This is a genomic window from Micromonospora trifolii, from assembly GCF_022229005.1.
Lineage (GTDB): Bacteria > Actinomycetota > Actinomycetes > Mycobacteriales > Micromonosporaceae > Micromonospora > Micromonospora trifolii.
In genome coordinates, this window is the sequence record NZ_JAKKFD010000027.1 from 57,034 (window position 1) to 73,832 (window position 16,799).

General features: G+C 70.8%; 19 protein-coding genes. 12 read left to right on the forward strand and 7 right to left on the reverse strand.

The window, feature by feature from the left end; genetic code table 11:
- Positions 1-51: 51 nt before the first annotated feature.
- The 4 genes from NIE79_RS18205 (at position 52) to NIE79_RS18220 (ending at position 3,249) form a co-directional block, all read left to right on the forward strand.
- On the forward strand, positions 52-798 hold the full coding sequence (locus NIE79_RS18205; protein WP_238679705.1) for a M50 family metallopeptidase: 747 nt from the start codon (positions 52-54) through the stop codon (positions 796-798).
- A gap of 54 nt (positions 799-852) precedes the next feature.
- Positions 853-1,833, forward strand: coding sequence for a ketopantoate reductase family protein (locus tag NIE79_RS18210; RefSeq protein ID WP_238679706.1), 981 nt, complete (start codon positions 853-855; stop codon positions 1,831-1,833).
- A 62-nt stretch (positions 1,834-1,895) separates the two neighbouring features.
- The gene (locus NIE79_RS18215) at positions 1,896-2,396 is read left to right on the forward strand and encodes a SigE family RNA polymerase sigma factor (RefSeq protein ID WP_238679707.1); all 501 of its coding nucleotides are present in this window, start codon (positions 1,896-1,898) and stop codon (positions 2,394-2,396) included.
- On the forward strand, positions 2,389-3,249 hold the full coding sequence (locus NIE79_RS18220) for a hypothetical protein (RefSeq protein WP_238679708.1): 861 nt from the start codon (positions 2,389-2,391) through the stop codon (positions 3,247-3,249). The genes NIE79_RS18215 and NIE79_RS18220 overlap by 8 nt, the downstream gene beginning before the upstream one ends.
- A gap of 32 nt (positions 3,250-3,281) precedes the next feature.
- On the opposite strand, the gene NIE79_RS18225 is transcribed toward NIE79_RS18220, so the two are convergent.
- Positions 3,282-4,865: an acyl-CoA carboxylase subunit beta gene (locus tag NIE79_RS18225; protein ID WP_238679709.1), complete on the reverse strand. Its 1,584-nt coding sequence runs from the start codon at positions 4,863-4,865 to the stop codon at positions 3,282-3,284.
- Between the two features lie 84 nt (positions 4,866-4,949).
- On the opposite strand from NIE79_RS18225, the gene NIE79_RS18230 reads away from it, so the two are divergent.
- On the forward strand, positions 4,950-5,825 hold the full coding sequence (locus NIE79_RS18230; RefSeq protein WP_238679710.1) for a biotin--[acetyl-CoA-carboxylase] ligase: 876 nt from the start codon (positions 4,950-4,952) through the stop codon (positions 5,823-5,825).
- A gap of 107 nt (positions 5,826-5,932) precedes the next feature.
- The gene (locus NIE79_RS18235) at positions 5,933-6,505 is read left to right on the forward strand and encodes a PH domain-containing protein (protein ID WP_238679711.1); all 573 of its coding nucleotides are present in this window, start codon (positions 5,933-5,935) and stop codon (positions 6,503-6,505) included.
- Between the two features lie 44 nt (positions 6,506-6,549).
- Here NIE79_RS18235 and NIE79_RS18240 read toward each other — a convergent pair whose 3' ends face one another.
- From NIE79_RS18240 to NIE79_RS34220, 3 genes are all read right to left on the reverse strand, one after another.
- A complete protein-coding gene (locus NIE79_RS18240; RefSeq protein ID WP_238679712.1) occupies positions 6,550-7,239 on the reverse strand; it encodes a MaoC/PaaZ C-terminal domain-containing protein in 690 nt (229 codons plus the stop codon).
- Complete coding sequence (locus tag NIE79_RS18245) at positions 7,236-7,943, reverse strand: GtrA family protein (RefSeq protein WP_238679781.1); 708 nt, start codon at positions 7,941-7,943, stop codon at positions 7,236-7,238. Before NIE79_RS18245 ends, NIE79_RS18240 begins: the two co-directional genes overlap by 4 nt.
- 63 nt (positions 7,944-8,006) lie before the next feature.
- A complete protein-coding gene (locus NIE79_RS34220) occupies positions 8,007-8,543 on the reverse strand; it encodes a GtrA family protein (protein WP_274524284.1) in 537 nt (178 codons plus the stop codon).
- A 439-nt stretch (positions 8,544-8,982) separates the two neighbouring features.
- On the opposite strand from NIE79_RS34220, the gene NIE79_RS18255 reads away from it, so the two are divergent.
- The 4 genes from NIE79_RS18255 (at position 8,983) to NIE79_RS18270 (ending at position 13,916) form a co-directional block, all read left to right on the forward strand.
- On the forward strand, positions 8,983-10,827 hold the full coding sequence (locus NIE79_RS18255) for a phosphoenolpyruvate carboxykinase (GTP) (protein WP_238679714.1): 1,845 nt from the start codon (positions 8,983-8,985) through the stop codon (positions 10,825-10,827).
- A 37-nt stretch (positions 10,828-10,864) separates the two neighbouring features.
- The gene (locus tag NIE79_RS18260) at positions 10,865-11,722 is read left to right on the forward strand and encodes a hypothetical protein (RefSeq protein ID WP_238679715.1); all 858 of its coding nucleotides are present in this window, start codon (positions 10,865-10,867) and stop codon (positions 11,720-11,722) included.
- 249 nt (positions 11,723-11,971) lie between these two features.
- Positions 11,972-13,114, forward strand: coding sequence for a geranylgeranyl reductase family protein (locus tag NIE79_RS18265; protein ID WP_238679716.1), 1,143 nt, complete (start codon positions 11,972-11,974; stop codon positions 13,112-13,114).
- 31 nt (positions 13,115-13,145) lie between these two features.
- Positions 13,146-13,916, forward strand: coding sequence for an isoprenyl transferase (locus tag NIE79_RS18270; protein ID WP_091394347.1), 771 nt, complete (start codon positions 13,146-13,148; stop codon positions 13,914-13,916).
- A gap of 41 nt (positions 13,917-13,957) precedes the next feature.
- On the opposite strand, the gene otsB is transcribed toward NIE79_RS18270, so the two are convergent.
- From otsB to NIE79_RS18285, 3 genes are all read right to left on the reverse strand, one after another.
- A complete protein-coding gene (gene otsB, locus NIE79_RS18275) occupies positions 13,958-14,782 on the reverse strand; it encodes a trehalose-phosphatase (RefSeq protein ID WP_238679717.1) in 825 nt (274 codons plus the stop codon).
- A gap of 67 nt (positions 14,783-14,849) precedes the next feature.
- On the reverse strand, positions 14,850-15,203 hold the full coding sequence (locus tag NIE79_RS18280; protein ID WP_091394345.1) for a hypothetical protein: 354 nt from the start codon (positions 15,201-15,203) through the stop codon (positions 14,850-14,852).
- 162 nt (positions 15,204-15,365) lie between these two features.
- The gene (locus NIE79_RS18285; protein ID WP_091394342.1) at positions 15,366-15,809 is read right to left on the reverse strand and encodes an XRE family transcriptional regulator; all 444 of its coding nucleotides are present in this window, start codon (positions 15,807-15,809) and stop codon (positions 15,366-15,368) included.
- A gap of 264 nt (positions 15,810-16,073) precedes the next feature.
- Here NIE79_RS18285 and NIE79_RS18290 point away from each other — a divergent pair, with 264 nt between their 5' ends.
- Positions 16,074-16,418 carry a hypothetical protein gene (locus tag NIE79_RS18290; RefSeq protein WP_030328857.1) on the forward strand — a complete coding sequence of 115 codons (345 nt, stop codon included), beginning with the start codon at positions 16,074-16,076 and terminating at the stop codon, positions 16,416-16,418.
- Positions 16,419-16,449: 31 nt separating this feature from the next.
- Positions 16,450-16,785, forward strand: coding sequence for a hypothetical protein (locus NIE79_RS18295; protein ID WP_124854368.1), 336 nt, complete (start codon positions 16,450-16,452; stop codon positions 16,783-16,785).
- The last annotated feature ends 14 nt before the right edge of the window (positions 16,786-16,799 follow it).

A 16,799-nucleotide genomic window follows, 5' to 3' on the forward strand; every position in this document is an offset into this window, starting at 1 on the left:
GAGCCGGTGCCTCGGGAGCGACACGGAACGCCGCCGGTAGGCTCGCGCCCCATGATGTCGATCGACGGGCTGGGCGACCTGTGGGACACGCTGTTCGGCGCGCAGCCGGACCCGCCCGCGCTGCTGGTGCTGATCACCGGGGCCGTCGCGCTGGTGGTGGTCTCCACCCGGCTGCCGTGGCGGATCGCCCGTAACGCCATCACCATCGCGCACGAAGGTGGGCACGCCCTGGTCGCCCTGCTCACCGGCCGCAAGCTGCACGGCATCCGGTTGCACTCGGACACGTCCGGGCTGACGCTCTCCGCCGGCCGCCCCACCGGGCCTGGCATGATCCTCACCCTGCTCGCCGGATACGTCGCGCCGCCGCTCGTCGGGCTGGCCGGTGCCTGGCTGCTCGGTGGTAACCGGATCACCCTGCTGCTGTGGGTGGCAGTGGCGCTGCTGCTGGCCATGCTCGTCATGATCCGCAACGCCTTCGGAGTGGTGTCGTTGCTGATCACGGGGGCGCTGGTGTTCGCCGTCTCGTGGTACGCGACACCGCAGGTCCAGGCCGCCTTCGCGTACGCCGGGGTGTGGTTTCTGCTGCTCGGTGGGGTGCGGCCGGTGGTCGAGCTGCAACGGTTGCGCTCGCGGGGCCGGATGCCCGCCTCCGATGCCGACCAACTCGCCGGGCTCACCCCGTTCCCGCCGCTCTTCTGGGTTGGCGTCTTCGCCATCGTCAACCTGGCGGCGCTGCTCGCCGGCGCGCTGCTGCTCGCCGGCCCGATCCTCACCGACGCCGGCCTGACCACCGGCTGACCGGCGGGCTGAAGGCGCACGGGCGGAAGGCGCACGGGCGGGCAGAATGGGGCCATGCGATACGTGATCATCGGGGCGGGTGCGGTCGGCGGGACCATCGGCGTACGGCTGGCCCAGGCCGACCGGGACGTGACAGTGGTGGCCCGCGGCGCCCACCTGGACGCGATCCGCGCGCGGGGTCTGACACTGCGGCAGCCCGACGGTGAGGTCACCGCCCGGCTCGCGGCGGTGGACCGGCCCACCGACCAGCCGCTGCCAGCGGACACCGTGCTGATCCTCACAGTGAAGTCGCAGGACACCGCCGGCGCGCTGGCCGCCTGGGTGGACGCGCCGGTGGCCGGCGGCGGCACGGCGGGCGAGCGTCTGCCACTGGTGACAGCGCAGAACGGGGTGGCCAACGAGCGGGCCGCGCTGCGCCTCTTCGCCGACGTGCACCCGGTCTGCGTCTGGCTGCCGGCCACCCACCTGGACCCGGGTGTGGTGGTCGCCAACGGGTACCCGCATCCCGGGATGCTCCACATCGGGCGCTACCCCGGGGGCGCCGACGACACCGACCGGGCGGTCGCCGCCGACCTGACCGACGCCGGCTTCGTCGCCCCGGTCCGCACCGACGTGCTGCGCTGGAAGTACGGCAAGCTGCTCAGCAACCTCGGCAACGGCTTACAGGCGTTGCTCGGACAGGACATCCCGGACGCGCTGGTCGAGCGGGTACGCGCCGAGGGCGTCGCCGCGCTCGCCGCCGCCGGCATCTCGCACACCTCGCCGGACGAGAAGGCCGAACGCGGCGACCTGGTCGGGCAGCGCCCGGTCGACGGTGAGGCCCGCTCCGGCGGCTCCACCTGGCAGAGCCTGGCCCGGGGCACCGGATCGACCGAGGTCGACCACCTCAACGGCGAGATCGCACTGCTCGGCCGGTTGCACGGCGTACCGACACCGGTCAACGTCGTCGTGCAGCGGGCCGTACGCCGGGCGGTCCGGGAGCGGATCGGGGCCGGCGCGTTCCCACTCACCGAACTGGAAAAGATGATCGCCTGACCGGGGCAACCGACGACCCCGCCCGGTGCGTGTTCCCAGCGACCGACACGGGGAGGTAACGGGTGCCGGACGTCGACGGGTTCGACGAGTTCTACCGGGGGAGTCGGCAACGACTCCTCGGGTTCGTCTACGCCCTCACCGGCGATCGGGGCGAGGCGCAGGACGCCGTGCAGGAGGCGTACATCCGGGCGTGGCAGCGCTGGTCGACCGTCAGCGGGTACGACGACCCGGAGGCGTGGCTGCGGGTGGTCGCCAGCCGGATCGCGGTCAGCCGGTGGCGCAGTCTGCGGAGCCGGGCCCGTGCGTACCTGCGGCACGGTGCGACCGAGACGGTTCCCGGGCCGGGCACCGACACCGTCGAGGTGGTCGCCGCGCTGCGTCGACTGCCCGAGGAACAGCGCGTCGCCATCGCCCTGTACTACCTGATGGGCATGCCGGTCGCCGAGGTGGCGCGGGAGACCGCAGCCCCGGTGGGCACTGTCAAGGCTCGACTCTCCCGGGGGCGTGCCGCGCTCGCCGGTCTGCTCGCCGTCTCTGACCTGGAGGAGGCAACCGATGCGTGACGACCCGACGTTCGTCGAACAGATCCACCGGGACCTGCGGGACGTGCGGTGGCTCGCCCCGGAGGAGATCCGGTCCCGGGGCCGTCGCCGCAGCCAGCGCAGGATCGTGGTGGCGACCGTCGTGCTGGCCCTCGCCGGGGTTTCCGCTGTGGCGGTCGCCGCCCCGAGGAAGTCTTCGCCGCCGGCCCTGCCGGCCGCCGCGCCCTCCGCCTCGCCGACCCAGCACGAGATCACCACCGACGCCCTGTTGCAGCCAGCCGACCTGCCACAACAGGTCGATGTGCAGCTCAGCCAATCGGGGCTGGGCGAGCCGGTCCTGCTGGACCACATGCTCGCTGTTTGCCGGGCGAGTCAGGGGCACTCGCCCGGCTGGCAGTATTCGATCCTGTCCCGTTCGCAGACCCTGGTGCCGAAGCGCGCTGCGGCAATCCTCACCGAGTCCGATGGTCTGGTCACGCAGGACGTCTTCCGGCTGGCTCCGGACGCGGCCGTCCAGCTACTCGCCAATCTGGACGACCTGGTCGCCCCGTGTGCCGAGTGGAACAGCGTCGGCGAATACAAGGTGGGGGGCGCAACGGGCACCGGGTCGGCGACGCACCGCTGGGCGGTGGTCCAGCGGGACTTCGCCGGCGACGGCGCCGCGCTGCTGCGGCACACCGGTTCGCAGCCAGTCGACCAGAAGACGGGCGAGCCCATCGGTGCACCACCCCGGCCGACCACCACCGCAGTGGTCCGGGTGGGCGACCTGATCACCGTGCTCAGTCTGGGACAGGCCGGCACCGAGCTGGACCTGCGCCGCCTTGCCGAGGTCGCCGCCCGCCGGATGTGCGTCGCCGCCAACCCAGCCTGCTGACCCCGGCTCGGGGCCAGCAGGCAGCGGCGAGATCAGAGCGGGATGTTGCCGTGCTTCTTGGGCGGCAGAGTCTCCCGCTTGGTGCGCAGGACGCGCAGCGCCCGAACGATCTGGGTGCGCGTCTCGTGCGGAGCGATCACCGAGTCGATGTACCCGCGCTCGGCGGCCACGTACGGGTTTGCCAGGGTGTCCTCGTACTCGGCGATCTTCTCGGCCCGGACCGCCGCCGGGTCCTCGGCGCCGGCCAGCTCGGAGCGGTAGAGGATGTTCACAGCGCCCTGCGCGCCCATCACCGCGATCTGCGCGGTCGGCCAGGCGAAGTTCAGGTCCGCGCCGAGGTGCTTGGAGCCCATCACGTCGTACGCCCCGCCGTACGCCTTGCGGGTGATCACGGTGACCTTCGGGACGGTCGCCTCGGCGTACGCGTAGATGAGCTTGGCGCCCCGGCGGATGATGCCGTCCCACTCCTGACCGGTGCCGGGCAGGAAGCCGGGCACGTCCACGAAGGTCAGCACCGGGATGTTGAACGCGTCGCAGGTGCGAACGAACCGGGCGGCCTTCTCCGAGGCGGCGATGTCCAGGGTGCCGGCGAAGTGCATCGGCTGGTTGGCCACCACGCCGACCGGTCGCCCCTCGACCCGGCCGTAGCCGACCACGATGTTCTGCGCGTAGAGCGGCTGGACCTCCAGGAACTCCCCGTCGTCGAGAACGTGTTCGACGACCGTGTGGATGTCGTACGGCTGGTTGGCCGAGTCCGGGATCAGGGTGTCCAACTCCCGGTCCTCGTCGCTGATCGCCAGCTCGGCGGGGGCGTCGACGACGACCGGCTCGTCGAGGTTGTTCGACGGCAGGTACGACAGCAACGCCTTGACGTAGTCGACAGCGTCCTCCTCGTCGCTGGCGAGGTAGTGCGCGTTGCCGCTGCGCGAGTTGTGCGTACGCGCGCCGCCCAACTCCTCCATGCCGACGTCCTCGCCAGTCACCGTCTTGATCACGTCCGGACCGGTGATGAACATGTGCGAGGTCTTGTCGACCATCACGGTGAAGTCGGTGACCGCCGGGGAGTAGACCGCGCCGCCGGCGCAGGGCCCCATCACCAGTGAGATCTGCGGGATGACGCCGGAGGCCCGCACGTTGCGGAAGAAGATCTCGCCGTAGAGGCCGAGCGAGACGACGCCCTCCTGGATGCGCGCGCCGCCGGAGTCGTTGATGCCGACCACCGGGCAGCCGATCTTCATGGCCAGGTCCATCACCTTGACGATCTTCTCGCCGAAGACCTCACCGAGCGAGCCACCGAAGACCGTGAAGTCCTGCGCGAAGACGCACACCTGCCGGCCGTCCACCGTGCCGTAGCCGGTGACCACACCATCGCCGTACGGGCGGTTGCGCTCCAGCCCGAAGGCGGTGGACCGGTGCCGGGCCAGCTCGTCGAGTTCGACGAAGGAGCCCTCGTCGAGGAGCATCTCGATCCGCTCGCGTGCGGTCTTCTTGCCGCGCGAGTGCTGCTTCTCCACGGCGCGAGCCGACCCGGCGTGCACCGCCTCGTCGACCCGGCGCTCCAGGTCCGCCAGCTTGCCCGCGGTGCTGTGGATGTTGGTCCCGGTCTCGGTAGTCACCCAGGGAATATAACGATGGTTCAGGTGGGTGCTGCTGTGCAGTACGCCTCAGTGTCGGCCGGAGCACCGCCGTAGGCTGGCGGAATGTCGGGCTCCCCGTACACCGATCTGGACCGGCCGCCGCTGTCGGTGGCCCGGCTGCGCCGCGCGTTGATCGCGCCGAACGGGCCCTGGGCCCGGCTGGAGTTGCGTGCCGAGACCGGCTCCACCAACGCCGACGTGGCCGAGGCCGCTCGGGCCGACGAGCCCGAGGGTCTGGTAGTGGTCGCCGAGCGGCAGACCGCGGGGCGGGGCCGGCGCGGTCGGGTCTGGCAGTCGCCGGCGCGGGCCGGCATCGCGACGAGCGTGCTGCTGCGGCCCGGCGAGGCCGTGCCGGAGCGCGGATGGCTGCCGGCGACCCCCACCGGGTACGGGTGGCTGCCGTTGCTGGCCGGCGTGGCGCTGGTCGAGGCGGTGGCCCGGCTGGCCGAGCTGGAGGCCACCCTCAAGTGGCCGAACGACCTGCTGATCGACGACGCGAAGTGCGCGGGCGTGCTGGCCGAGGCGGTGCCCGGACGGGCAGCGGACCAACCGCCGGCCATCGTGCTGGGCATCGGGCTCAACGTGACGCTGCGCGCCGACGAGCTGCCGGTGAATCCGACCGGGCTGCCGGCCACCTCGCTCCAGTTGGCCGGCGCGGTGGCCACCGATCGGGATCCGCTGCTGCGGGCGCTGCTGCGGGCGGTCGCCGACTGGTACGACCGTTGGCGTTCGGCGGGCGGCGACGCGGTGGCCAGCGGCCTGCGTGACGCCTACCTGGCGGCCTGCGCGACGATCGGCCGTGAGGTACGCGTCCTGCTTCCCGACGGCGACTCCCTGACCGGCACCGCCACCGGGGTGGACCCGGACGGTCAACTGATGGTCACCACGTCCACCGGCGCCCGAACCCTGGCCGCCGGCGACGTCCTGCACCTCCGCTGAGGACCGGCAAGATCACGAAGAGCCGAGTGGGACCGCGCGGCGGATGTCGCGGTGGGGCTTGGGGGGTTTACCGTCTGCGCGTCCAGAAAATCGCGTTGGAGGTTCCCGTGGCGTTTCCTGAAGACGTGCTCACCGAGGACGAGCACGTCGTGCTGCACCTGCACCCGCACTGGAAGGCGCTGATCCGGCCGATCGCGGTGCTGGTGCTGGCCATCGCCGCGGTGGTGGTCGGCGTGCTCCTGTTGCCCGAGAGTGGCGGCGGTTCGATCGCGCTGGCCGTGATCGGGGCGATCGCCCTGGTCGCGGTGCTCTGGCTCGGCCTGTGGCCGTTCCTGGTCTGGCGCACCACCCACTACCTGTTCACTAACGAGCGGGTCCTGCTTCAGCAGGGTGTGTTTTCCCGGGACCGGCGGGACCTCCCGCTCGCCCGGGTCAACGACCACTCGATGAACCAGCGTTTCGTCGAGCGCCTGCTCGGCTGCGGGACCCTGACCATCGAGTCGGCCGGTGAACGCGGCCAGTCGGTGCTCGCCGACGTGCCGGACGTCGGCAAGGTGCAGACCAGGCTGTACGAGCTGGTCGAGGCACAGCACGACAAGCACTCGCTGGGCGATGGCGAGATGCGCGACATGCTCGCCGACATGCAGGACGGCAAGCCGCTGCGCGACACCACCACCTGAACCGGACGGTTGGGACCCGCCCCTGCCGCACTGTCGGGGGTGGGTCAGTCGGGTCGGTGGGCCTCGGGTGAGTCGCTGCTCTCCGTCGGGGCGCCGTCGGACGACCCGTCGGTGGGCGGGTCCGCTGCGGTCGGGCCACCGTCGGGCTGGTCGACTGCGGGCTGGTCCGCTTCGGGCGCCGGGGCGGCTTCGGGGGCTTCGGCCTCGGGGGCTTCGGCCTCGGCGGGGTCGGCCTCGACCGGTCGTACGGCGAACCAGCCACGGAAGCGGGTCCGCAGCACCTCCTGCTCGGGCCGGTCGTCCGGGCCGAGGCGCAGCATGGTGCCGGTGAGGCTCACGGTGCCGAGCCCGGGGCGGGCGGTCGACGGCCTGGCGCCCATCACGTCGACCCGTACCGCGAGCCGGTCGCCGGCCCGCACGGGCGCGAGCCAGCGCAGCTCCTCCAGGCCGGGGGACGCGTCCGCGGCGGCCCGGGACAGCAGGTGGTCGACGTACGCGCGCATGAACAGGCTCACCGTGTAGAAGCCGCTGGCGATCAGACCGCCGTGTCGGCTCGCGGCGGCCAGGTCGGGGTCGACGTGGTACCACTGCGGGTCGAAGCGGCGGGCGAAGGCGACCATCTCGTCGGCGTCCACGGTGACCACGCCCAGGTCGACGGTGAGCCCCGGGACGAGATCCTCGAAGAACAGCTCGGCCGGTCGTCCAGTGCCGGAGCGGGCGTCGGGCGTCGTCACCGGCGGGGCGCGCGGCGGGTGCTGACGTGCAGCTCCGCGGCGAGTTCCGCGTCCAGGTCGACGGCGGGGCTGACGCTCAGCCGCGGGGGTCGACCCTGAGTGGGTGTGCCGTTGGGGGAGTCGAGGCGTTGCGCCGACTCCGCCTCCTCCAGTTCGGACACGGACTCCGCCAACTCGGCGACCGGGTCCATCTCCGCCATGGTGTCCCACTCGTCGCGCGGAATGTCGTGCCAGGTGGGCTCGGGCTTCGTGGCCTCGTCCTCGGCCGGTGCGACGGGTTGGAAGACGAAGGTGCGGTACGACCAGAACCGGAACAGCGTGGCCAGCATGACGCCGACGGTCTTGGCGAGATTCAGCGCCAGCAGGCCGTGTACGCCCAGGCCGTACTTGGCCGCCGCGACGGCGCCCAGTTCAATGAGCAGGCCAGCGCCGTTGAAAAGGAAGAAAAGCAGATATTCCCGGCGAAGCGCTGATTTCGGGCGATCGCGGTACGTCCAGTGCCGATTCATGAGGTACGACGTGATGGTGGCGACGATGGTCGCGATCACTGTCGCCTTCAACTGACCATTGACGAAAACGGTCAGTGCAAGGGCATTGAACACCGCGTAATTGATGACGGTGTTGATGCCGCCGACGATGCCGAACTTGAGCGCCTCGTGGATGAACTTCTGCCAGCGCTCAGGCAGCAGGCGGACAAGACGCATGCGAAACACCTTAGGGCAGTCGGTGCGGCCGGCGATCACCGGCCGAACGAGATGGGCGGCAGGTCACGCCCCGTGGTCACGGTCGGGATTCACCTGCGGAACGGTCGGGGTTCCCGCTTCGACGAAGACGAACCGCCGGTACGACCAGAATCGAAACAGCGTGGCGAACCCCGTGCCGACGATGTAGCTGGCGAGGTTGTCCGCCAGGCGTGTCTGGAACACCGCCGGCCAGATGGCGCCGAGCCCGTAGCGGCTGAGCGCGAGGCAGGCCACTGTGATGCCGAGACCGACAGCGTTGAAGAAGAAGAAGAGCGCGTACTCGCGGGCCGCGTTGTTGCGCTGGCGGTGCCGCCAGGTCCAGAACCGGTTGCCCACGAAGGCGACGGACGCGGCGATCACGGTGGAGATCGTCTTCGCCGTCAGCTCTTCGACGCCGTGCTTGCTCGTCAGGTAGTTGAAGAGCGCGAAGTCCACGAGGAAGGCGAAGCCGCCCACAGTGGCGAACTTGCTCATCTCGCGGATGAGGTGACCGAAGCGGTCGAGGAGTATGCCGACGAGACCCCGTCGGGTCTGCCGGGGACCCGGTTGTTCCCCGGTCATCGTGGCGGCCACGGAGGGAGCCTACCGGCTGCCGGCCAGTCAGAGGGGTAGCAACGGCAAGCGGGCGTGGTCTCCCGGAGGGGCCCAGCGCCGCGTGCGTAACCGCTGCACAGAGCGTAGCCAATTGGGAGGACTGAGCCGCTCCGGAACGGGAATCCCCGCACCGGTCGGCGGGGCAGGTCCACGGCCCGACCGCAACAAGCGTCCGCCGGGGTGCACAACAAGATTTGCGTGAAACTGCGCGGGAAAGCGGGTATCAGCTCGTGATGCCGCAGCGAGGCCGTAGCTTGTGCAGTTCTTCACAACCTGTCCCACTGACTCGGAAGGCTGCCCGGTTTACGCTGAGGCCAATCCCAGGTTTCCACGAAGGCGACGCATCGCGCCGCCGAGTCTCGTGCATCCCATAGATCGGTCAGCGTCGACCACAAGGAGATGTGTCATGGTTGCTCCGGCTGTTGTGCGGGGTATTGATCAGGCCCCGACGTCCCATCCGAAACTGCTCGCCTGGGTCCGTGAGGTCGCGGAACTGACCACCCCCGACCGTGTCGTCTGGGTGGACGGGTCCGACGAGGAGTGGCGCCGCCTCACCGATGAGCTGGTCGAGGCCGGCACCCTGATCCGGCTCAACCCCGAGAAGAAGCCCAACTCGTTCTACGCCCGCACCGACCCGACGGACGTCGCCCGGGTCGAGGAGCGCACCTACATCTGTTCCGTCGACGAGGCGGACGCCGGCCCCACCAACAACTGGATGGCGCCGGCCGAGATGAAGCGGACGATGACGGATTTGTACCGGGGCTCCATGCGCGGTCGCACCATGTACGTCATCCCGTTCGTCATGGGCCCGGTCGAGGCCGAGTCCCCCATGTTCGGTGTCGAGATCACCGACAGCCCGTACGTGGTCGCCTCGATGCGCATCATGACGCGGATGGGCACCAGGGTCCTCGAGGCCATGGGTGACGACGCGGACTTCGTGCACGCGCTGCACTCGATCGGCGCCCCGCTCGCCCCCGGCCAGCAGGATGTCGCCTGGCCCTGCAACGAGACCAAGTACATCTCGCACTTCCCGGAGAGTCGGGAGATCTGGTCGTACGGCTCGGGTTACGGCGGCAACTCGCTGCTGGGCAAGAAGTGCTACTCGCTGCGGATCGCCAGCGTGATGGGCCGGGACGAGGGCTGGCTCGCCGAGCACATGCTGATCCTCAAGATCACCTCGCCGGAGGGAAGGACCTACCACATCGCCGGCGCGTTCCCGTCTGCCTGCGGCAAGACCAACCTCGCCATGGTGGAGCCGACGATTCCCGGCTGGAAGGTCGAGACCATCGGCGACGACATCGCCTGGATGCGGTTCGGCCCGGACGGCCGCCTCTACGCGGTCAACCCCGAGTACGGCCTGTTCGGCGTCGCGCCCGGCACCGACTGGAAGACCAACGCCAACGCCATGCGCACCCTGGACCGGGGCAACTCCGTCTTCACCAACGTGGGCCTCACCGACGACGGTGACGTCTGGTGGGAGGGCATGGGTGAGCCGCCGGCGCACCTGATCGACTGGAAGGGCAACGACTGGACGCCGGAGAGCGACAGCCTGTCCTCGCACGCCAACAGCCGGTTCTGCACCCCGATCACCCAGTGCCCGATCCTCGCCGACGAGTACTTCGACCCGAACGGCGTGCCGATCGACGCGATCCTCTTCGGCGGACGCCGCAAGGACACCGTCCCGCTGGTGACCGAGGCCCGCGACTGGGTGCACGGTGTCTACATGGGCGCCACTCTCTCCTCGGAGACCACCGCCGCCGCGTCCGGCGCCGTCGGCGTGGTCCGGCGGGACCCGATGGCGATGCTGCCGTTCATCGGCTACCACGCCGGCGACTACTTCCGGCACTGGATCGAGATGGGCAAGGGCACCGACGGCGACGAGGCGAAGCTGCCGAAGATCTACTACGTCAACTGGTTCCGCAAGGACCCGGACGGCTCGTTCCTCTGGCCGGGCTTCGGGGAGAACTCCCGGGTGCTCAAGTGGGTCGTCGAGCGGATCGAGGGCACTGCCGACGCGGTGGAGACCCCGGTCGGCATGGTCCCCGCGCCGGACGCCCTGGACGTCGAGGGCCTGGACATGACCCCGGAGGATGTGCGGATCGCGCTGAAGGTCGACCCGGACGAGTGGCGCAACGAGCTGCCGATGATCACCGAGTGGTTCGAGAAGTTCGGTGACAAGCTGCCCGGCGTGCTCTGGGCCGAGTTGGACGCGCTGCGCGCCCGCCTCGACGCCGCGCAACCGCAGCGGTAGGTGTGAACGAGACCCTTCCCGGGCAACATCGGATTTCATGAGGACGGCCGCCGAGACCCAGGTCCGGCGGCCGTCCGCCGTCCGGGTGCTCACCACCCTGCTGGCGACGACGGCGGCGGCCACCGTCGTGGTCGAGCTGCTCAACTGGTGGTACGCCCCGGAGCAGGGTTTCGGGCTGGCCGTACGGACCGGCTGGGCGATGCTGCGTTCGTTCGGCTTTCTGCTGCTGATCGGGCACGTGCGACGTGGTCGTACCGTGGCTCGCCCGTTCGGGCTGATCCTCGCTGTCACCACGATCTTCGCGGTCGGCCGGCTCATCGTGCCCCGGCAGGGGGTGCCGCCACTGCCCGGCCTGCTCGGCTTCGCCATTCTCACGGCACTCTGCGTCGCGGTGGTCTGGATGCTCTACCGCTCGTCGGCGCTGGCCGGGCACCTGGTCCGGCACCGTCCACGCCTCGTCATCGACCGGGACGGCGTCTCCTGGCGGGAGACCCCTCCGCGCCGACCACAGGCCAGCGCCTGGTTGCTGACCAGCCGCGTGGCGGCCTTCACCTACAGCCCGCTGATGCTGGTGCCGGCCCTGGTGGCCGGAGGCTCCATCCTGGACGGTCGGCTGACCGCGGTGCCGGCGGTGCTGTTCTGGTTCGGCGCCGGCATCACTGCCAGCTACGCGGTGCTGTTCTGCACGGCGTTCCTGATGCGGGGCAAGGACTGGGCGCGTGGCCTGCTGGTCGTCGTCACGGTCGCCGTACTCGCCGTGGACCTGCCGCTGTGCTGGTGGCTGCTCGGCGTGGACGGCCTGGTCCGCGACGGCGGCCCCCTGCTGGCGGCGGCCGGGCTGACCCTCTACGGCCTCCGCCGCGCCGCCCGCGCCCCCGACGCCGCCCCGGCCTGACGCCCCCACCCACCCGTGTCGATCATGGAGTTGTGGTGCCCGGTGCACCGTGATTTGCCGCGTCTGCGACCCACCACGACTCCATGATCGACGGGGTGGGGCCGGCCGGCGCGCCGCGCGGTGCGGTCTGCGCGGGCCGGTACGGGGCAGGATGGCGGGTGGCGTCGGTCACCACGGCCGGCGTTGGCGGCGCAGGTGGATCGTCGGGGCGGTGCGGGAGCAGTCGCGCCGGCTGGAGGGAGGCGCGCGGTGAGTGACGAGTTCGACGTGGTGGTGGTGGGGGCGGGGCCGGCCGGGGCGGCCGCCGCGTTGACGGCGCGCCGGGCCGGTGCCAGCGTCCTGCTCCTGGACCGGGCCGACTTTCCCCGGGACAAGGCATGTGGTGACGGGATCGCCGCGCACTCGGTGGACGTGCTCGCCGAACTGGGGGTGACCGAGGCGGTGGCGGGTTACGCCCCGCTGCCGGCGTTACGCATGATCTCGCCGGGTGGCGGCGCGGTGGCCCGGGCGCTGCCCCGACCCGCGTACACAGTGCCCCGGGAGGTCTTCGACGCGCGGCTGGTGGCGGCCGCGGTGGCCGCCGGCGCGCAGCTGCGCCGGCACACGGTGCGCCAGGTCGAGCCGCGCGCCGATCGCGTGGTGCTCGACGGGCAGGTGTCCGGCCGGGTCGTGATCGGCGCGGACGGCGCCGGCTCGGTGGTGCGTCGGGCGCTCGGCCACCCGCAGAACCCCGACCGACATCTCGCGCTGGCCATCCGGGGGTACGCCCCGGCTCTGCCCGGCCCGTCCGAGCAGCTCATCGTCACCTCGAAGGCGCGCTGGCCGGCGTACGCCTGGTCGTTTCCGATCGGCGACGGACGGGCGAACGTCGGGTACGGGGAGGTCCTGCGAGGTGAGCCGCTGAGCCGCGCGTACCTGCTGGACCGGCTGGCCGCGCTGCTGCCCGGGACCGATCTGACGACCGTGACCGCGTTGCGCGCGCATCACCTGCCGCTCTCCACCCACCGCCCGTCTCCCGGGCGGGGGCGCACCCTGCTGGCCGGGGACGCGCTGTCACTGATCAATCCGTTCACCGGGGAGGGGATCTTCTACGCGTTGCTCTCCGGCGCGCTCGCCGGGTCGGCGGCGGCCCGGTCGCCCGAGGGCGCGGCTGGCCGCTACGCCGACGGGTTGCGTCGCCGCCTCGGTACCCACCTGCGGCACAGTTCGGTGGCGGCCTGGCTGGCCCGGCGACGTCGGGTGGTGGACGCGGCGGTCCGGGCCGCCCGTCGAGACGACCGGGTCTTCTACGACGTGGTCGAGTTGGGACTGGGTGACGGACGCCTCACCGCTCGTACGCTTGCACTGATCGGCGCCGGTCTGGGCGGCGGGGATGGGGCTCCGAGGCAGTGAACTGGCTGAAGGGTCGCTACGCTGCTAGGTGATGACGCTGCGGAACCTTATCTACTCCGTGTACGAGCGCCGGCTCACGGCGAAGCTCGCGGGTAAGCCGGTGCCCCGGCATGTCGGGGTGATGTGCGACGGCAACCGCCGATGGGCGAGGGAGATGGGCTTCGTCGACCCGAATGACGGGCACCGGGTCGGCGCGGCGAAGATCAAGCATGTCCTCGGCTGGTGTGACCAGGCCGGCGTCGGGCACGTGACCCTTTACCTGCTGGCCACCGACAACCTGCGCCGTCCGGCCGCTGAGCTGGACCCGCTCCTCAAGATCATTGAGGATCTGGTGGTGGAGCTCTCCGAGGAAGGCAACCCCTGGCGGCTGCGCATCGTCGGGGCGCTCGACCTGCTGCCGGCGCAGACCGCTGCGGCGCTCAAGGGCGCCGAGGAGCGCACCCGCGAGCGCACCGGCGGCGCGGAGGTCAACATCGCGGTGGGCTACGGCGGTCGCCGGGAGATCACCGACGCGGTCCGTTCGCTGCTGCTGGAGCACGCCGCCACCGGCGGCACTATTGAGGAGCTGGCCGAGGTGCTGGACGTCGAGCACATCGCCGAGCACCTCTACACCCGGGGCCAGCCCGATCCGGACCTGGTCATCCGTACCAGCGGCGAGCAACGGCTGTCCGGTTTCATGCTCTGGCAGTCCGCGCACTCGGAGTTCTACTTCTGCGAGCTCAACTGGCCCGATTTCCGGCACATCGACTTTCTGCGGGCCCTGCGCTCGTACGCCACCAGACAACGCCGCTACGGCGCCTGACCCGGCGGCGACGCTGTCGGTCGCCGCTCGGGCAGGTCAGGTCAGGGCAGGTGGGTCAGTGCCTGGGTGAGGAAGTCGCCCAGGGCGGCCGGCGACTCGATGGTCAGGTCGGCGGCGTTGGCCACCTCGTGCCCGGTCTCCGGGTTGGCCACCGCCACGCAGACGCCGAGGAAGTCCGGGTCGGCGGCGGCGCGAGCGCGCAGGGCGGCGAAGGCCTTGATGTCGGAGACGTCGTCGCCGAAGTACCAGGCGCCGGTGGCACCCTTGATCGCCTCGCCGATCACCATGCCCTTGTCCCGGTCGACCGGCGGCTTGAGCTCCAGCACCATCCGCCCGGCCTGCGAGCGCAACCCCAGACGGTCGGCCTGCGCCTGCCCCCACTGCTGCACTGTCGCGCCGAGTTGCGGGGCGGTACGCCAGTGCAGCGCGACCGAGAGCCGCTTGTACTCCACGAGCGTGCCGGGCGGCAGTTCCGCGCGCGCCAGGTCGGCCAGCTCCGCCATGGTCGGCACCCAGGGCAGCGCGGCCGGTTCGGTGACCGTCTCCCCGCCGGAGTGGCTGTGCTCCAGCCCGTACAGGCCGTAGAGGTCCACGCCGGCGAGCCCGCCGAGCTGATCCCGAAGGAACTCGACGGGTCGGGCGGAGACGATCGCGACCCGCTGGACGACCGGGGCGAGCGCCTCGATCGCGGCCAGCGCCTTGGGAGCCGGGCGTACCGCGGTCGGATCGTCGTCGACGGGCGCGAGCGTGCCGTCGAAGTCGAAGAAGAGCACGGTCCCGGCCGCCCGGCTGGCGGTTATCCGCCAGGCCTGGTCGGCGTTCAACGGGGTTTTCGGCTGCTGATTGCCCAGATTCAACGGCGACACGCGCGTCAGCGTACCCCGGCGATCCAGGCTCATTCCTGGCCGAGCGGACCCATTGAGCGGTACGCGATCAGCGTTCGGCGGCTCCTCGTCCGCGCCGGCCGAACGGCACCACTGCCGCCTCCTGGCCGTGGCTCAACAGGTAGCCCTCCACGAACCCGGTGTTGCGATCGCCGGTGTGGTTCTCAATCTCGTTGAGCCGGGCCACCAGGAACTCGGTGAGCGCGCTGATTCGGTTGTTCAGACGCTCGTGCAGCTCGGCGACGACGGCCAGGACGACCGCGGTGCCGGCGGTGATGAGCGCAAAGAGGTTGACGAGCAGCGGCAGCTGCCCGCCGTCGACCGCCAGGGTCACTGTGTTGCCGGTCGCCCACAGTGTCACCGACACCGTTGCGACCACGACTGCCAACCACTTCAGGGTCATGGACAGACCCCTCCTTCTGTCCCGCAGGGCTGGGTTCGGCCTTGTCCCGTCCCCCCGCCGATGACGAGCCCAAGCAGTACGAATAGGGACGCTAGCGTGCCCGTTCCAGCCCCGGAGGCAAACGAATGAACCTGACCAGGCGTTCTTTCGCTATCTGAGGAACTAGCCTGCCTGATTGCCCCTTTTTCGGACATCGACCGGCAACGTTGGGCGGTATGCGAGGTATCTGATGGTTTCGCGGATGTGGAACTTCTCCGCGTCCGACACCTGCGGATCGACCAGACGGCGCAGCAGCGCCTCCACGTCGGGGTCCATCGGAGGGGCGGCCTGGCCGGTGCGGGGGCCGGCCGCGGCGCGGTCCCAGCCGAGTGCGGCGAAGGCGGCGGCCGGGTTCAACCCCAGGCCCTCGCAGAAGGCGACCACCCGCTCGGCCTCCGGGTCGCTGGCCCAGTCGCCCCGGACCCAGCGGTTGATGGTCTGCCGGGAGACGCCGGTGCGCCGGGACACCTCGGTGCCGCTCCAGGCTCGGGTCGCCCGGGCCTCGTCCAGAGCCCGCCGGACGAAGGTGGCGAAGGCGATCTTCCGCGCATTGGCCGTCTCGGTCACTCCGTGACGGTACGGCCAGCCGGCTGCGAGTGCGTGCCCCGGCTCGCCACTGTCACGCAGACGTGACAATGGGTTCGGATTTCCGGTAAACGAGTCAGTGCCACTGTTGAGGGGTGTCACGCGGGCAGAATAGATGAACGTAGTGGCAAACGTAAGCGGACGAAAAGCTGATACTGTCACGCCCATGGGACAATCTACGGTGTGTCACGTGCATGAGACGATTGGTGCTCACATGCGTCACGCCCCCGGTGCCAGGGGGTCGTGGTGACAGAGCTCGCCACCCGCGCCCAGGCCTTCGGGCTGATCGCCGAGGGGGTCGCCGCCGGGCTGACCGCCCCCTGGCGCCTCTACCTGGCCCGAGGCTGCCGCTACCTGTCGCTGAGCGTCGGTGATCGCGCCGAGTGGAACGCCTGGCGTACCCATCTCGGCTGTCCGGAGCTGAGCGTCCGGGTCTACGACGCCGGCGGCGAGATCCGCCGGTCCTCGGTGGCCGAAGTCGTGCTGGACGGCTGCCGGATCAGCGTCGAGCTGGTCGAGGAGGTCAGCACCGACGACCTGGACCGGCTGCTCGTCGCCGACCCCACCACGATCGAGCCGGAGGAGCGATGACCTGGCGTCCCGGCTGGGCCGGAGCTTTCCGATGAGCCCGTTTCTCGCGGTGTTCCTGGTCCTGGTGCTCGGTGCCACCAGTTACGCGGCCGGCCGGCTGCACGGGCAGCTCAGCTACCGCATCGGCTACCGCTTCGGTTACCGGCAGGGTTACTTCGACGGTGACCGGGGCGCCTGGAACCGGCGTCGTCGGGACGCCCAGGCGGCGATCGCCTCGGCCCTGTCGGTCTCGCCCGCGGGGGTGGTCCGCTCCGCCGGTGCTGTCGAACGCCCCGGCACCACGTACACCGGCTCGTCGTTCAGTGCGCCGGCCGCCCCGATCACCGGGCGGCACCCGACCGGCACGCTCGTCCGACGTAGCGGTTGAGGTCGGTCGGCGGG

What these genes read in the sequence shown, in the direction of transcription:
- NIE79_RS18205 (WP_238679705.1), top strand. Translation starts at nt 52, where the DNA reads ATGATGTCGATCGACGGGCTGGGCGACCTGTGGGACACGCTGTTCGGC.
- NIE79_RS18210 (WP_238679706.1), top strand. Translation starts at nt 853, where the DNA reads ATGCGATACGTGATCATCGGGGCGGGTGCGGTCGGCGGGACCATCGGC.
- NIE79_RS18220 (WP_238679708.1), top strand. Translation starts at nt 2,389, where the DNA reads ATGCGTGACGACCCGACGTTCGTCGAACAGATCCACCGGGACCTGCGG.
- NIE79_RS18230 (WP_238679710.1), top strand. Translation starts at nt 4,950, where the DNA reads ATGTCGGGCTCCCCGTACACCGATCTGGACCGGCCGCCGCTGTCGGTG.
- NIE79_RS18245 (WP_238679781.1), bottom strand. Translation starts at nt 7,943, where the DNA reads ATGCGTCTTGTCCGCCTGCTGCCTGAGCGCTGGCAGAAGTTCATCCAC.
- NIE79_RS34220 (WP_274524284.1), bottom strand. Translation starts at nt 8,543, where the DNA reads ATGACCGGGGAACAACCGGGTCCCCGGCAGACCCGACGGGGTCTCGTC.
- NIE79_RS18255 (WP_238679714.1), top strand. Translation starts at nt 8,983, where the DNA reads ATGGTTGCTCCGGCTGTTGTGCGGGGTATTGATCAGGCCCCGACGTCC.
- NIE79_RS18260 (WP_238679715.1), top strand. Translation starts at nt 10,865, where the DNA reads ATGAGGACGGCCGCCGAGACCCAGGTCCGGCGGCCGTCCGCCGTCCGG.
- NIE79_RS18270 (WP_091394347.1), top strand. Translation starts at nt 13,146, where the DNA reads ATGACGCTGCGGAACCTTATCTACTCCGTGTACGAGCGCCGGCTCACG.
- NIE79_RS18280 (WP_091394345.1), bottom strand. Translation starts at nt 15,203, where the DNA reads ATGACCCTGAAGTGGTTGGCAGTCGTGGTCGCAACGGTGTCGGTGACA.
- NIE79_RS18295 (WP_124854368.1), top strand. Translation starts at nt 16,450, where the DNA reads ATGAGCCCGTTTCTCGCGGTGTTCCTGGTCCTGGTGCTCGGTGCCACC.